This is a genomic window from uncultured Microbacterium sp. (genome assembly GCF_937927635.1).
In the GTDB taxonomy this organism is placed as follows: Bacteria; Actinomycetota; Actinomycetes; order Actinomycetales; family Microbacteriaceae; genus Microbacterium.
Genome location: NZ_CALBRW010000018.1, coordinates 72,963 through 87,099 on the forward strand (window position 1 = coordinate 72,963; position 14,137 = coordinate 87,099).

The 14,137-nt window shown below is 67.0% G+C and carries 14 protein-coding genes; 6 read left to right on the forward strand and 8 right to left on the reverse strand.

What is annotated here, in order from left to right:
* The first annotated feature begins 22 nt into the window (after positions 1–22).
* The 3 genes from Q0568_RS08720 to Q0568_RS08730 are packed head-to-tail and all read left to right on the forward strand — an operon-like array spanning position 23 to position 3,231.
* Positions 23–715 (forward strand): TetR/AcrR family transcriptional regulator, encoded by a 693-nt coding sequence (locus Q0568_RS08720; RefSeq protein ID WP_298865458.1) that lies wholly within the window; start codon positions 23–25, stop codon positions 713–715.
* Positions 712–2,370: an MDR family MFS transporter gene (locus tag Q0568_RS08725; protein WP_298865460.1), complete on the forward strand. Its 1,659-nt coding sequence runs from the start codon at positions 712–714 to the stop codon at positions 2,368–2,370. The genes Q0568_RS08720 and Q0568_RS08725 overlap by 4 nt, the downstream gene beginning before the upstream one ends.
* 24 nt (positions 2,371–2,394) lie before the next feature.
* Positions 2,395–3,231, forward strand: coding sequence for an endo alpha-1,4 polygalactosaminidase (locus Q0568_RS08730; RefSeq protein WP_298865462.1), 837 nt, complete (start codon positions 2,395–2,397; stop codon positions 3,229–3,231).
* A gap of 65 nt (positions 3,232–3,296) precedes the next feature.
* Here Q0568_RS08730 and nrdF read toward each other — a convergent pair whose 3' ends face one another.
* From nrdF to nrdH, 4 genes are all read right to left on the reverse strand, one after another.
* Positions 3,297–4,277 carry a class 1b ribonucleoside-diphosphate reductase subunit beta gene (gene nrdF, locus Q0568_RS08735; RefSeq protein ID WP_298865465.1) on the reverse strand — a complete coding sequence of 327 codons (981 nt, stop codon included), beginning with the start codon at positions 4,275–4,277 and terminating at the stop codon, positions 3,297–3,299.
* 66 nt (positions 4,278–4,343) lie between these two features.
* The gene (nrdE, locus tag Q0568_RS08740; protein ID WP_298865467.1) at positions 4,344–6,518 is read right to left on the reverse strand and encodes a class 1b ribonucleoside-diphosphate reductase subunit alpha; all 2,175 of its coding nucleotides are present in this window, start codon (positions 6,516–6,518) and stop codon (positions 4,344–4,346) included.
* Positions 6,485–6,934: a class Ib ribonucleoside-diphosphate reductase assembly flavoprotein NrdI gene (nrdI, locus tag Q0568_RS08745; protein WP_298865470.1), complete on the reverse strand. Its 450-nt coding sequence runs from the start codon at positions 6,932–6,934 to the stop codon at positions 6,485–6,487. Before nrdI ends, nrdE begins: the two co-directional genes overlap by 34 nt.
* An 11-nt stretch (positions 6,935–6,945) precedes the next feature.
* Positions 6,946–7,179: a glutaredoxin-like protein NrdH gene (gene nrdH / locus Q0568_RS08750; protein ID WP_298865472.1), complete on the reverse strand. Its 234-nt coding sequence runs from the start codon at positions 7,177–7,179 to the stop codon at positions 6,946–6,948.
* 410 nt (positions 7,180–7,589) lie between these two features.
* On the opposite strand from nrdH, the gene Q0568_RS08755 reads away from it, so the two are divergent.
* Together Q0568_RS08755 and Q0568_RS08760 are read left to right on the forward strand one after the other, a co-directional pair.
* Positions 7,590–8,804 carry an MFS transporter gene (locus Q0568_RS08755; protein WP_298865473.1) on the forward strand — a complete coding sequence of 405 codons (1,215 nt, stop codon included), beginning with the start codon at positions 7,590–7,592 and terminating at the stop codon, positions 8,802–8,804.
* A gap of 41 nt (positions 8,805–8,845) precedes the next feature.
* A complete protein-coding gene (locus tag Q0568_RS08760; protein WP_298865475.1) occupies positions 8,846–10,006 on the forward strand; it encodes an acyl-CoA dehydrogenase family protein in 1,161 nt (386 codons plus the stop codon).
* Positions 10,007–10,081: 75 nt separating this feature from the next.
* On the opposite strand, the gene Q0568_RS08765 is transcribed toward Q0568_RS08760, so the two are convergent.
* The 4 genes from Q0568_RS08765 to Q0568_RS08780 all read right to left on the reverse strand — a co-directional run bounded on the left by Q0568_RS08765 (position 10,082) and on the right by Q0568_RS08780 (position 12,756).
* Positions 10,082–10,354, reverse strand: coding sequence for a metal-sensitive transcriptional regulator (locus Q0568_RS08765; protein WP_298865477.1), 273 nt, complete (start codon positions 10,352–10,354; stop codon positions 10,082–10,084).
* A gap of 83 nt (positions 10,355–10,437) precedes the next feature.
* Positions 10,438–11,931, reverse strand: a complete 1,494-nt coding sequence (locus Q0568_RS08770) for an HNH endonuclease signature motif containing protein (protein ID WP_298865479.1) — start codon at positions 11,929–11,931, stop codon at positions 10,438–10,440.
* Positions 11,932–12,052: 121 nt separating this feature from the next.
* Positions 12,053–12,466 carry a type II toxin-antitoxin system VapC family toxin gene (locus Q0568_RS08775; protein ID WP_298865481.1) on the reverse strand — a complete coding sequence of 138 codons (414 nt, stop codon included), beginning with the start codon at positions 12,464–12,466 and terminating at the stop codon, positions 12,053–12,055.
* A complete protein-coding gene (locus Q0568_RS08780; RefSeq protein WP_298865483.1) occupies positions 12,466–12,756 on the reverse strand; it encodes a type II toxin-antitoxin system prevent-host-death family antitoxin in 291 nt (96 codons plus the stop codon). The genes Q0568_RS08775 and Q0568_RS08780 overlap by 1 nt, the downstream gene beginning before the upstream one ends.
* A gap of 82 nt (positions 12,757–12,838) precedes the next feature.
* Between Q0568_RS08780 and Q0568_RS08785 the strand changes: the two genes are divergently transcribed.
* On the forward strand, positions 12,839–14,116 hold the full coding sequence (locus tag Q0568_RS08785; protein WP_298865485.1) for a DUF445 family protein: 1,278 nt from the start codon (positions 12,839–12,841) through the stop codon (positions 14,114–14,116).
* Positions 14,117–14,137: the final 21 nt, after the last annotated feature.

Below are 14,137 nucleotides of genomic sequence, written 5' to 3' on the forward strand. Positions count from 1 at the left end.
CTCGCGCGCGCAGACTTCTCGAGTGAGCAGGAACAGGGAGCCGGGCCTTCGCGAGCGCAAGAAGCAGCAGACGCGCCGTCGTCTGGAGCAGGCGGCTGTCGCGATCGTCGCCGAGGACGGCCTGGATGCGCTGACGATCGACGCCATCAGCGAGCGCGCGGAGGTCTCTCCTCGCACCTTCTTCAACTACTTCGACAGCAAAGAGGACGCGATCCTCGGCTTGGGAACCGAGGAGGCGACGCGTCGCGCGGTGTCGGATGCCGTGGACGAGATCCCTCCGGGGCCCGTCGTCGACAGCATCCTCGAGCTGCTGATGCGTGCCAGCGACAGCGCCATGCTCGATCACGGCCTGCGCGAGCGGCGTCGTGCCATCCTGCGCGACCATCCCGAGCTGCTCGGCCGTCATTTCAGCCACATCGGTCGGATGCTGGACCCGCTTGCCAAGGGCGTGCAGTCACTCATGACGCGCGGCGGCGCAGCATCCGACAGCCCAGCATCCGACAGCCCAGCATTCGACAACGGAGCCGAGGCCGACGAGCCCACCGCACCCGATCCCCACGCGCAGATCCTGCTGATGATGTGCGGCGCGGCGCTGCGCGCGGCCACGCTCGAGCTCTCCCCCGGCCACGCCGATCTGCCCGCCGACACATCCCTCGCACTGCTGCACACCCGAGCGGCAGCCCTCGTCCGCGAATCCATCGAAAGGCTCTCATGAGCGCCATCGAAGAACCAGACCCGGTCCTCGAGCCGCACCACACCCGCAACGTCCTGCTGGTGTTCGCGGGGCTCATGGTCACGATGCTGCTGGCATCCCTCGACCAGACCATCTTCAGCACCGCACTGCCCACGATCGTCGGCGACCTGCACGGCGTCGACGAGATGAGCTGGGTCATCACGGTCTACATCCTGGCCTCCACGATCATGCTGCCGGTGTACGGGAAGCTCGGTGACCTGATCGGCCGCAAGGGCATCTTCATCGGCGCGATCTCGGTGTTCATCATCGGGTCGATCATCGGCGGCTGGTCGCAGGACATGACCTGGCTGATCATCGGCCGAGGCGTGCAGGGACTCGGCGGCGGTGGCCTGATGATCCTGTCGCAGGCCATCATCGCCGACGTCGTACCTGCTCGCGAGCGCGGCAAGTACATGGGCATCATGGGCGGCGTGTTCGCCATCTCGTCGGTGGCGGGTCCGCTACTGGGCGGCTGGTTCACGGACGACCTCACGTGGCGCTGGGGCCTGTGGATGAACATCCCGCTCGGCATCCTGGCCATCATCGCCGCCGCCGTCTTCCTGCATCTGCCCGCCGCACCGAAGCACCGCGTACGGCTGGATGTGCTGGGCATCGCCCTGCTGGCTCTGGCCTCCACCGGCATCGTGCTCATCAGCACCTGGGGCGGGCACGACTCCCCCTACGGCTACGCGTGGGACTCCCCGCAGATCATCGGACTCATCGCGGGCACAGTCAGCGCCGCCGTCGCGTTCGTGCTCGTCGAGCTGCACGCTCCGGAGCCGGTGATGCCGCTGCACCTTTTCCGCGAGCTGAACTTCAACCTCATGACCGCGGCGGGGCTCGCCATCGGCGTGGCCATGTTCGGCACGCTGGCCTACATCCCCACGTACCTGCAGATGGTCACCGGAGCGAACGCCACCCAGTCCGGGCTGCTGATGATCCCGATGATGGGCACCGTGCTGGTGTCCTCGATCATCTCCGGTGCGCTGGTGACACGCACCGGCCGGTACAAGTGGGCGCCCATCTCGGGAACGCTCGTGACGGCCGGCGGCATGGTATTGCTGTCCACCATGACCAGCACGCTGCCGGTGTGGATCATGTGCGTGTTCCTGGGCGTGATGGGACTGGGACTGGGGCTGTGCATGCAGATCTTCGTGCTGGTCGTGCAGAACACGTTCCCGAACTCCGAGGTCGGCGTCGCCACGGCCACCAACAACTACTTCCGCCAGATCGGCGCCTCGCTGGGCTCGGCGGTCGTCGGCAGCGTCTTCACGGCGCGGCTGATCGATCTGCTCACGCAGCGGATGCCGGCGGGCGCCGGCGGCGGTGCGGCCGGAGCCACGAACAGCCTGACGCCGGAAACGGTCAAGGAGCTGCCGACGCAGATCCGGAATGTCATCATCGGCGCCTACAACGACGCGCTCACGCCGATCTTCCTGTACATCCTGCCGCTGATCCTGCTGGCGACGATTCTGGTGTGCTTCCTGCGGGAGGTTCCGCTGAAGAAGACCATCGACCGCGGCACGGTCGCGGCCGAGAGCCTAGAGATCGACGGCGCGAACTCCGTCGCCGACACGACGGGGCGCATCGCGACGGTGACCACGGCGGCCGCGGCCGCGGAGGAGCCGGGGCGCTGAACGGCCTCGAGTAGCCTCGAAGGCGTGAACGACGAGATCGAGGTCGGAGGCCGAGCCCTCCTCGCACTCGGGGGCGTCGCTCTCACCGCCGCACTGCTGGCCGGCTGCGCCACGGCATCCGCTCCCGTCCCGACCCCGCCGCCGACGGATGCCGGCTTCGACTACCAGCTGGGCGGCGCGTATGAGCCGCCCAGCGGCGTCACCGTGGTCGAGCGCGATCACACAACGGAACCCGCCGGTCTCGGCTACGACATCTGCTATGTGAACGGCTTCCAGACGCAGCCCGGCGACTCCGCCGCGTTCGCGAAGAAGCATCCCGACCTCGTGCTCCGGCAGGGCGGCGAGCCGGTCGCCGATCCGGAATGGCCCGACGAGTACCTGTTCGACACCTCGACCGCGCAGAAGCGCTCGGCGCTCGCGCAGATCGTCGGCGGCTGGATCAGCGGATGCCGGGACTCCGGCTTCGACGCGGTCGAGATCGACAACCTCGACTCGTTCTCCCGCTCGGGTGGCGCGCTCACGGCGAAGGACAATCTCGCCCTCGCGGAGCAGTACGCGCGCGCGGCGCACGACGCGGGTCTTGCGATCGCGCAGAAGAACACCGCCGAGCTGTCGGCGCGGCTGCACGCGCGCGGGTACGACTTCGCCGTCACGGAGTCCTGCGAGCAGTTCTCGGAGTGCGACGCATACACCGACGTCTACCCGGTCGTGCTCGACATCGAGTACACCGACGAGCTGGGTGTTGCAGGGTTCCGCAAGGCGTGCGATGACGCAGACCGGCCCGCCGTGATGATCCTGCGCGACCATGACCTCGTCACGCCCGACGACGAGCAGTACCACTACGAGGCTTGCGAGCGCTGACGTCGCGGAGACGACGGGAGGGCGGATGCCGCAGCATCCGCCCTCCGTTCTGTTTCGGCAGTGACTCAGAAGTCCCAGTCGTCGTCCTCGGTGGCCTCGGCCTTGCCGATCACGTACGAGGAGCCCGATCCCGAGAAGAAGTCGTGGTTCTCGTCGGCGTTCGGCGACAGGGCCGACAGGATGGCCGGGTTCACGTTGGTGACCGTGGCAGGGAACATCGCCTCGTAGCCCAGGTTCATCAGGGCCTTGTTGGCGTTGTAGTGCAGGAACTTCTTGACGTCCTCGGTCAGTCCCACGCTGTCGTAGAGCGACTGCGTGTACTGCACCTCGTTGTCGTAGAGCTCGTACAGCAGCGAGAAGGTGTAATCCTTCAGCTCGTCGCGCTCGGCCTGCGAGATCTGCTCCAGGCCCTTCTGGTACTTGTAGCCGATGTAGTAGCCGTGCACGGCCTCATCGCGGATGATCAGGCGGATCAGGTCGGCCGTGTTCGTCAGCTTGGCGTGCGAGGAGAAGTACATCGGCAGGTAGAAGCCGGAGTAGAACAGGAACGACTCCAGCAGCGTGGAGGCCACCTTGCGCTTGAGGGGCTCGTCACCGCGGTAGTACTCGAGGACGATCTGCGCCTTCTTCTGCAGGTTCTGGTTCTCGGTCGACCAGCGGAACGCCTCGTCGATCTCCTTCGTCGACGCGAGGGTCGAGAAGATCGACGAGTAGCTCTTCGCGTGCACCGACTCCATGAACGCGATGTTGGTGTACACCGCCTCCTCATGCGGGGTGATCGCATCGGGGATCAGCGAGACCGCGCCCACGGTGCCCTGGATCGTGTCGAGCAGGGTGAGGCCGGTGAACACGCGCATCGTGAGCAGCTGCTCATCCTCGGTGAGCGTGTTCCACGACTGCACGTCATTCGACAGCGGCACCTTCTCGGGCAGCCAGAAGTTGCCCGTCAGACGGTTCCAGACCTCGTGGTCCTTCTCATCCTCGATGCGGTTCCAGTTGATCGCGTCCACATGGCTGACCAGCTGAAGTTTGGGCGACGGTGTCATTTCGAATAGTCCTGTTCTTGAAGAATTCTGCGTTTCGTCTCGCTGCGCTCGCGGGGCGACCGAGCGTCACAGCATGCAGCTGACGCACTCCGCCATGTCGGTCCCCTCGAGGGCCATCTGGCGCAGGCGGATGTAGTAGATGGTCTTGATGCCCTTGCGCCACGCGTAGATCTGCGCCTTGTTGATGTCGCGCGTGGTGGCGGTGTCCTTGAAGAACAGCGTCAGCGACAGGCCCTGGTCGACGTGCTGCGTCGCAGCGGCGTAGGTGTCGATGACCTTCTCGTAGCCGATCTCGTACGCGTCCTGGTAGTACTCCAGGTTGTCGTTCGTCATGAACGGCGCCGGGTAGTACACGCGACCGAGCTTGCCCTCCTTGCGGATCTCGATCTTCGAGGCGATCGGGTGGATCGACGAGGTCGAGTTGTTGATGTAGGAGATGGAGCCCGTCGGCGGGACGGCCTGCAGGTTCTGGTTGTAGATGCCGTGCTCGCGGATGCTGTCGCGCAGCTCGGCCCAGTCCTGCTGAGTCGGGATGAACTTGCCGGCGAACAGCTCCTTGACCTTCTCCGTCTCCGGGGCCCAGGCGCGCTCGATGTACTTGTCGAAGAACTCGCCCGACGCGTAGGTGGAGTCGGCGAAGCCATCGAAGCTCTCGCCGCGCTCGATGGCCAGCCGGTTCGAGGCGCGCAGCGCGTGGAACAGCACCGTGTAGAAGTAGATGTTCGTGAAGTCCAGGCCCTCTTCCGAGCCGTAGTGCACGTGCTCGCGAGCGAGGTAGCCGTGCAGGTTCATCTGTCCCAGGCCGATCGCGTGCGAGCGGTCGTTACCGTCCTCGATGGAGCGCACCGAGCTGATGTGGCTCTGCGTGCTCACCGCGGTCAGCGCGCGGATGGCGGTCTCGACCGTCTTGCCCAGGTCATCGGCATCCATCGCCAGCGCGATGTTCATCGAACCGAGGTTGCAGGAGATGTCCTTGCCGATCTGGTCGTACGACAGGTCGGTGCTGTACGTGGTCGGCGTGTTCACCTGCAGGATCTCGCTGCACAGGTTGGACATGTTGATGCGACCCTTGATCGGGTTGGCCTTGTTCACCGTGTCCTCGAACATGATGTACGGGTAGCCCGACTCGAACTGGATCTCGGCGAGGGTCGTGAAGAACTCGCGCGCGTTGATCTTGGTCTTCTTGATGCGCGCATCGTCGACCATCTCGTAGTACTTCTCGGTGACGGAGATGTCACCGAAGGGCACGCCGTAGACCTTCTCGACGTCGTACGGCGAGAACAGGTACATGTCCTCGCCCTTCTTGGCGAGGTCGAACGTGATGTCGGGCACGACGACACCCAGCGACAGCGTCTTGATGCGGATCTTCTCGTCGGCGTTCTCGCGCTTGGTGTCGAGGAACCGCATGATGTCGGGGTGGTGCGCCGAGAGGTACACGGCACCGGCGCCCTGACGCGCGCCCAGCTGGTTGGCGTAGCTGAAGCTGTCTTCCAGCAGCTTCATCACGGGGATGATGCCGGAGGACTGGTTCTCGATCTGCTTGATCGGGGCGCCGGACTCGCGGATGTTGCTCAGCAGCAGCGCCACGCCGCCACCCCGCTTGGAAAGCTGCAGCGAGGAGTTGATGCCGCGGGCGATCGACTCCATGTTGTCCTCGATGCGCAACAGGAAGCAGCTGACGAGCTCGCCGCGCTGCGCCTTGCCAGCGTTGAGGAAGGTGGGGGTGGCCGGCTGGAAGCGGCCGGAGATGATCTCGTCGACCAGGTCCATCGCGACCTGCTCGTCGCCCTCGGCCAGGGCGAGGGCCGTCATCACGACACGGTCCTCGAAGCGCTCCAGGTAGCGCTTGCCGTCGAACGTCTTCAGCGTGTAGCTGGTGTAGTACTTGAACGCGCCGAGGAACGTCTCGAAGCGGAACTTCTTCGAGTAGGCGAAGTCGTTGAGCTTCTGCACGAAGTCGAACGAGTACTGGTCGATGACCGCGCCCTCGTAGTACTCCTTCTCCACCAGGTAGTCCAGACGCTCGCGCAGCGAGTGGAAGAACACGGTGTTCTGGTTCACGTGCTGCAGGAAGTACTCCCGCGCGGCGCGCTTGTCGGCGTCGAACTGGATCTTGCCGTTCGCGTCGTACAGGTTCAGCATCGCGTTCAGGGCGTGATAGTCCAGCCCCTCGTACGCGGGGTTGACCTTGAACTCCACCTGCTCGGTCACGGTCTGCTCTGCAACTGTGCTGTCCACCATCGTTCCAATCCGTCGCTGACGCGATCGACATCATCGGGTGTGCCGAATACTTCCAGCCGGTACAAGTGCGGCACGTTGCACTTGCGGCTCACGATCTCTCCGGCAAGACAGAAGGAGTCTCCGAAGTTGGTGTTCCCAGCGGAGATGACCCCGCGGATCAGGCTGCGGTTGTGCTCATCATTGAGGAACTTGATCACCTGCTTGGGAACGGCTCCCCTCTCCTCGCCGCGCCCCTGTCCGCCCCCGTAGGTGGGGGTGACGAGCACGTAGGGCTCGTCCACGACGATCGGTTCGTCGTTGCGGTGCAGCGGGATGCGGCGGGCGGGAAGTCCGAGCTTCTCGATGAATCGCGCGGTGTTACCGGAGATGCTCGAGAAGTAGACCAGGAGCGGCGCGACGGTCGCTACGGCGCTCATGGCCTGTCACCTCACGCCAGACGAGCTGCGAGTTCGTCGATCTTGTCGGGACGGAAGCCCGACCAGTGGCCCTCGTCGGTGACGACGACGGGTGCCTGCATGTAGCCCAGCGCCTTGACCTGCTCGAGGGCCGACTCGTCCTGCGACAGGTCGTGGACCTCGTACTCGATGCCCTTCGCATCGAGTGCGCGGTAGGTGGCGTTGCACTGCACGCACGAAGGCTTCGTGTAAACCGTGATCGACATGATTTCTGGCTTCTTCCCCTCAGATCTCAGCTGTTCTCCGGCAGACCCCCCGCCGGGACTTCAATACTACATATGGGGACGGACATTGCGACCGACCACTAGGGATAGTAGTTACATCAATGTAGTTTTCCACCGCTCTCCCTAGGTTGAACACAGCTTGTCCACGGATCCTTCCACAGCCCGGATGCCTGATCGAAGGCCCGAGAAGCGCGTGTTCTCGCGGCTTCCGGGGCCGCCTCGGGAATCCATCCACAGGCCGGACGTTACGCCGTGCCACCGACACCCGATTTCCTGTGGAGAACGCGCTTCGGCGTGTCGCGGCGTGTCGCGGCGTGTCGCAGCATCCGCCACCTCAGGCGCGTCCCTCGCACCCCTCGCCCACCGGCTCATCCGACGGATAGGGTTCTCTGGTGGCGGGATATCGGGACCTTCTTCGCACACCGGGCGTCGGGCGCATGATCGCCGCGCAGCTGGTGGCGCGCTTCCCCAACGGCATGATGAGCCTGGCCATCCTCATGCACGTCGAGCAGCAGACCGGGTCGTACGGTGCGGCGGGCATCGTGCTGGCCGCAGCCTCGGTCGGACAGGCCGTCGCCGGCCCCATCACCAGCCGCTGGATGGGCGCCTGGGGAATGCGCCGGGTGCTCACCCTCACCACCGCCGTCTGCTTCCTCGCCATCCTGGGCCTGGCGCTGCTGCCGCTGGGCATGGCCGGATACATGGCGCTGGCGCTGCTGGCGGGCCTGTCGACACCACCCGTGCAGTCGGCCGTCCGGACCATCTATCCCAAGCTCGTCAACGCCGGTCAGCTCACCCCGCTGTTCTCGCTGGACGCGTCACTGCAGGAGATCATCTGGATCGTCGCGCCGGTGCTGATCACGCTCGTCTCCACGCAGATCGGCACGGTGACGGGTCTGCTGATGGTGGCGGCCATACTCGCAGGCGGCGGCGCGTGGTTCATCCTCTCCCCCGAGGTCGGCCGGGTGCGCATCCCGCGCAGTCGCCGTGCGTTCGGACTGGTGGTTCTCAAGCCGCCGGTGATGCTGGCGACGGTCATAGGGTTCCTGCTGATCGGCGCGTGCTCGGCTGTCGAGGTCGGTGTGGTGGCCACCTTCGGGCACGGCGGCCTGGAGGCGGGCCTGGTGCTGGCGGTGTTCTCCGTCGGAAGCCTGGCCGGCGGCCTGGCGTTCGGGCACATCCCGATCGGACCGTGGGCGATGGCCCGGCGCCTGCTGATCGTCACGATCGGGCTGAGCCTGACGATGTTCTTCCTGAACGCGTTCTGGATCGGCGGCACGCTGCTGGCCGCGGGCATCGGCGTCGCCCCCGCGCTGGCCGTGCTGTTCGCCATCACGACGGCCAGCGTGAAGTTCAGCGAGACCGCCGAGGCGTTCGGCTGGGCCGGAACCGGACAGCTGATCGGGGCGGCGGCGGGTTCTGCGGTCGCCGGCCTGCTCATCGATGCGGAGGGGCCGACCGGCGCCTACCTGGCGGCGGCGTTGTTCGCGTTCGCAGGGCTGCTGGTCGCGATCGTCTTCGTCCGGGCCTTCCCCGACCTGCGGCACCGCGACCCCAGCCCGTACCCCGACACGGAGACGCTGTCCATCCCGATCATCCGCCCCTGATCGCCCGCCTTCGGCAGGGTCGAGCGGAATAGGCTGAGCGCGTGAGCACCTTCGACGCAGCAGCCTTCCTCCCCGACGACCTGCTGGAGCGCATCCGCGAGCGCGCCGCCACGCACGATCGGGAGAACACGTTCCCGCAGCAGGACCTGGACGAGCTGAAGGATGCCGGATATCTGTCGATCCTCGTGCCCGCCGAACTCGGTGGCGCGGGCCTCGGGCTCGAGCAGGCCGCGCTGCTGCAGCAGCGGCTGGCCACGGCCTCCCCCGCCACGGCTCTTGCGATCAACATGCACCTGGTGTGGACCGGTGTCGCGAAGGTGTTCAGCGACCGCGGCGTGCCCGGGCTGGAGTTCGTGCAGCGCGGCGCCGTCGCGGGCGACGTCTTCGCGTTCGGCATCAGCGAGGGCGGCAATGACCTGGTGCTGTTCGGCAGCGATACGGATGCCGCGCCTCAGCCCGGCGGCGGATACGCCTTCACCGGCACGAAGATCTTCACCTCGCTGGCGCCGGTGTGGACGAAGCTGGGCCTGCACGGCCTGGACACCACCAGCGCGGACGCCCCGAAGCTCGTGTTCGCGTTCGTCGACAGGACGGATGCCGTGGTCACCAGCGACGACTGGGACACGCTCGGCATGCGCGGCACGCAGAGCCGCACCACCCGCCTGAACGGCGCGGTGGCGGCTCCGGAGCACATCGTGCGCCGGATCGACCCCGGCCCCAACCCCGACCCGATCGTGTTCGGCATCTTCAGCGTGTTCGAGCTGCTGCTGGCGTCGGTCTACACCGGCATCGCCCGTCGCGGACTGGACCTGGCGATCGAGACGGCGAAGAAGCGCCGGTCGAAGAAGAGCGGCACGACATACAGCCAGGACCCCGACATCCGCTGGCGGGTGGCAGGGATGGGTCTGGCCTACGACGCCCTGCCTCCGCAGATCGCGTCGCTGGCGCGGGATGTCGACGATCTGGGCGACCACGGATCGCACTGGTTCACGCTGCTGTCGGGAGTGAAGCATCGTGCGGTGGTGATGGCCAAGCACGTGCTGGACGAGGCGATGCTGGTGGCCGGCGGCGGCTCGTACTTCTCGTCCAACGAGCTCTCGCGGCTGTACCGCGACGTACTGGCCGGGCAGTTCCATCCCTCCGACCCGGAGTCCGCGCACGCCACCGCGGCGAGCGCGTGGCTGGGCCCCCTGGAGGGCTGACCGCCGAGGATCCGACGGGCCCAGCGCCCGATTCACACCCATGACCTGGGTCCCTGAGCTTGTCGAAGGGTCGTCCTACCGGCGGTCGAACTCGAACGCCTTCAGCAGTTCGCCGACGGCCTGCTCGCGTTCGTCGCCGCCCTGCTCGAACATGGTGGTGACGTGAGTGCGCAGGTGGTTCTCCAGCAGCAGGCGGTTCAGGGACTCCAGTGAGCGCTGCACGGCGCGGGACTGCGTGATGATGTCCATGCAGTACTCCTCGTTCTCGATCATCCGCGCGATGCCGCGCAGCTGACCCTCGAGGATGCTGGTGCGGTGCAGTGCACGCTTCTTGATGTCTTCGATCACACTGAGAGCGTAGCCAATGCCCCGGTGAGCCCGACCAGCGAACCCACAGGCGCGACTGCACGTGCGCCATCACCGCCGCACCTTCACCCGCTCGGCGCGGAGCCCCGCGCTCCCGCGAGTGCCCGATCCACCGCCCGGTACCCGTCCTGGGGCGATCGCCAGCGACAGTACGGGTCCCACCAGGACGGGCCGCGGACCTCCGGGATGCCGTCGCGCATCCTGATCCGCCAGCCCGAGGTCTCGAGAGTGCGGTGGTGGTGCCAGCACAGCGCGACACCGTTGTCGGTGTGCGTCGGCCCGCCTCGAGCCCACTCCTGCACGTGATGGAACTCGCACCAGTCGCCGCGCACGTCGCAGCCCGGGATCAGGCATCCGCCATCGCGCAGCACGATCGCCTTGCGCTGGTGCGGCGTGAAGACGCGCCCGCTGGTGCTGATGCCGATGATGGCCCCGGAGTCGTCGAACAGCACCCGCTGCACACCGCCCGCGCAGGCGGCGTGCATGGCCACGCTCAACGACACGTCCCATTCCGTGCTCTGCAGGTGCGCGCGACCGGCACCGGATGCGAGATCCGCAGCATCCACCGAGACGACCAGCGTCGGAGCCGCCCCGCCGAGCTGAGGCGCGCCCTCTGAAGCCGCCACGGAGCCGACGACGGACGCGAACGCATCATGCCGCTTCTGCGCTGGCGTGCGCAGGTCTGCCGCGGACACCGGCGGCACATCGGCATCCCCCTCGATGTCCAGCATCCCGCCTTCAGGCGATGGGACGAACTGCACGCGAGGGTTGTTGTAGGCATCCATCAGCCGCTGCAGCGTCGCCGCGACCTCGGGGAGCAGAACGCCGCGCACCGGGACCGCGCCATCGCGCATCCTGCCGATCGTGAGGGCGCGGTTGCGCTCACCCGCGTCATCCGCGGGACGCGCCCCGTCGGGATCGATCCGCAGCAGCACGTGCGCTGTCAGCCCCGACAGCTCGACGACCGTGGGCCGGGGTGCGCGCTCGTCACCCGCGTCGGAGGCCGGGCCGGAGACCGAGCTTCGGTCCTCGAGATCGCGCCCCGCCGCCGCACGAGCCAGAACGGCTTCCGCCACGGCGCGATCCTCGGGCGCGATCCGTGACCGAGCCCGGCGAAGCGGACTCACGCACGCCAGGAACCCGGCCAGCGAAATCTCGCCTGAACGAAGCGCGGCGGACAGAGCCGGGAAGTCTCCGGGCAGCCGCTCGCCCGACACGAGCGCGATGTCCTCGTGCACAGCATCCGCAGCGTCCGCATAGCGCCGAGCAGCGGGCGCATCGATCAGCATGACCCGCTGCAGCAGCTCGGACGTGTTCCGGCATCCGGCGCGTGCGGTGACCCGATTCGCCCGCGCTCGCCTCGCGTCCTCGGACTCGATGTCGTCGACCACGTCGACGACGATGCCGTCCAGCAGTCGCTGAAGCTTCCCGATGCTGCGGAGCACATCGATCTGCTCGTCAGGCGCCAGCAGCGTCGCCTCCGCAGCAGGATGCTCCCCCGCCCGCTCGTCGGCGAGCTGCCGAGCGATGCTCTGCAGGACCTCCGGAAGCGATGTCATGCTTCCATTCAACAGGGGGCCTCCGACATTGCATCCCCAGATCAGAGCTTGTTTTCAATCTGTGGATAACTCGCACTGGACGGTTGTTTGTGCAGGAGGAATCACGGAAGGCCGACAGTCCTCACCCGTCCGCGAACGGATTGAGCACCCGCAACCCCGGCACGTCGAAATCCTTCACGTTGCGCGTGACGAGGGTGAGGTCGTGGTGCAGCGCGGTGGCTGCGATCAACGCGTCGGGCAACGGCCTGCGGTCCGGCACCTGGATCGCCGCGCAGATGCGGCCGATCTCATGCGTCACAGGAAGCAGCCGAGGCTCGTACGTCCTGCGCATCTTCGTCAGCCACGCATCGAGGAAGGATGCCTGGCGGGGGTCCGTGTGACGCTTCCCCGCCAGCCCGAGCTCAAGCTCGTAGTCGGTGACGACACTGATCCACCACTCGTCCGGACCCAGCCCGTCCAGCCAGGACAGCGCCTGGGGATTGCCGCGCCGCCGACGCCTCAGCTCTGAGATGACGTTCGTATCCAGGAGGTACATCAGTCGAACTCGAACGGCGGGCGGTCAGGCGTGTTCTTGCGGATGTCGGTCAGGATGTCATCGAAATCGTCGTCATCGTCGAACTCGACTCCGTCAGGCGGCGACAGCAGCTCCAGCAGGCTGTAAGGCGCACGCCCGGTGCCCTTCTGCTGCGCCGGCTTCAGTCGCTCGTACTCCGCCACGCTCAGCAGCACGTACGCCGGCTCACCGCGGCGCGTGACCAGCACCGGCTCGTCGTCGGCGACGCGCTGGGCCTTGGCCACGGACTGGTTGAACTCCCGCGCGGTCATGGTGAACATCCTGTACCTCCCGACAAGAAGTAGTGACAGTACTACACAGGATACGCCCACGACGGCGTGAAAGGATGGCCCCATGTCGCGAACACCCATGGCGCTGCTGTCCCCCGCCGACCAGGAGCGACTGCGGGGCCTGCGGCGGATGAAGGCCGTGGCGCTGGGCGCCCTGATCTTCATGGCCGTGGTGTTCGTGGTCGCGTTCGCCCTTGAGCACCGCTACCCGTGGCTGAGCTACGTGCGCGCGGCCGCCGAGGGCGGCATGGTCGGAGCGCTGGCGGACTGGTTCGCCGTCACGGCGCTGTTCCGGCATCCGCTGGGCCTGCCCATCCCGCACACCGCGATCATCCCGCACCGCAAGGACGAGATCGGCCGCACCCTGGGCGAGTTCGTGGAGACCAACTTCCTCTCCGGCGAGGTCGTGCGCGACAAGCTCTCCCGCACGGCCCTCGCGCAGCGGCTGGGCGAGTGGCTGAGCGGCCCCGCGCATGCGGAGCGCGTGACCGCCGAGGCGTCGACGGCGGCATCCGCCGTGCTGCGCGCGCTCAGCGACGAGGACGTGCAGGGTCTGATCGCCGACCTCGCCCGCGAGCATCTCATCGAGCCGGACTGGGCGCCGTCGGCCGGCGGCTGGCTGGAACGCATCGTCGAGGCGGATGCCCATCACGGCGCCGTGGACCTGGCCGTGGACAGCATCGGCACGTGGCTCGTGAACAACGCCCACACCTTCAATGGCCTGGTCTCCCGCCGCCTGCCGGGCTGGGTGCCCAGGCTTGCACACCGGTTCGTCGACGAGACCGTATACCACGAGGCCGTGAAGTTCGTGCAGGCTGTGCAGGCCGATCCGCGGCATCCGGCCCGGCTCGCGCTCGACGGCTACCTGACTCGCCTGGCCGACCGGCTGCAGCACGACCCCGCCATGGGCGACCGGTTCGAGGGCGCGAAAGCCGCGGTGTTCGACAGCCCGCGGGTGATCGCGCTGGCCGCCCAGGCGTGGGACACCGCCAAGAACGGGCTTCTGAAGGCGCTGGCCGATCCGCAGAGCGCGCTGCGCAGGCGCGCGGCATCCGCCGTCGCCGAGATCGGCACACGGCTGGCAACGGAACCCGCGCTGCAGGCACGCGTGGACGGCTGGGTGACCGACGCCGCGGTGTTCCTCGTGGACCGCTACCGGCACGACATCGCCTCGATCATCACCGACACCGTCGAGAAGTGGGATGCCGCGGAGACCACCGAGAAGATCGAACTCATGGTGGGTCGCGACCTGCAGTACATCCGCCTCAACGGCACCGTCGTGGGTGCGCTCGCGGGAGTGGCGATCTTCGCCGTCGCACACGCGCTGATCCCGCTGGGCTGAGCGCCGTCAGCGGCTGAGCGC

Bases quoted from the DNA above. Each gene is read 5' to 3' on its own strand.
- nrdE (WP_298865467.1), bottom strand. From the start codon at position 6,518: ATGGTGGACAGCACAGTTGCAGAGCAGACCGTGACCGAGCAGGTGGAG.
- Q0568_RS08780 (WP_298865483.1), bottom strand. From the start codon at position 12,756: ATGACCGCGCGGGAGTTCAACCAGTCCGTGGCCAAGGCCCAGCGCGTC.
- Q0568_RS08770 (WP_298865479.1), bottom strand. From the start codon at position 11,931: ATGACATCGCTTCCGGAGGTCCTGCAGAGCATCGCTCGGCAGCTCGCC.
- Q0568_RS08785 (WP_298865485.1), top strand. From the start codon at position 12,839: ATGTCGCGAACACCCATGGCGCTGCTGTCCCCCGCCGACCAGGAGCGA.
- nrdH (WP_298865472.1), bottom strand. From the start codon at position 7,179: ATGTCGATCACGGTTTACACGAAGCCTTCGTGCGTGCAGTGCAACGCC.
- nrdI (WP_298865470.1), bottom strand. From the start codon at position 6,934: ATGAGCGCCGTAGCGACCGTCGCGCCGCTCCTGGTCTACTTCTCGAGC.
- Q0568_RS08775 (WP_298865481.1), bottom strand. From the start codon at position 12,466: ATGTACCTCCTGGATACGAACGTCATCTCAGAGCTGAGGCGTCGGCGG.
- nrdF (WP_298865465.1), bottom strand. From the start codon at position 4,277: ATGACACCGTCGCCCAAACTTCAGCTGGTCAGCCATGTGGACGCGATC.
- Q0568_RS08725 (WP_298865460.1), top strand. From the start codon at position 712: ATGAGCGCCATCGAAGAACCAGACCCGGTCCTCGAGCCGCACCACACC.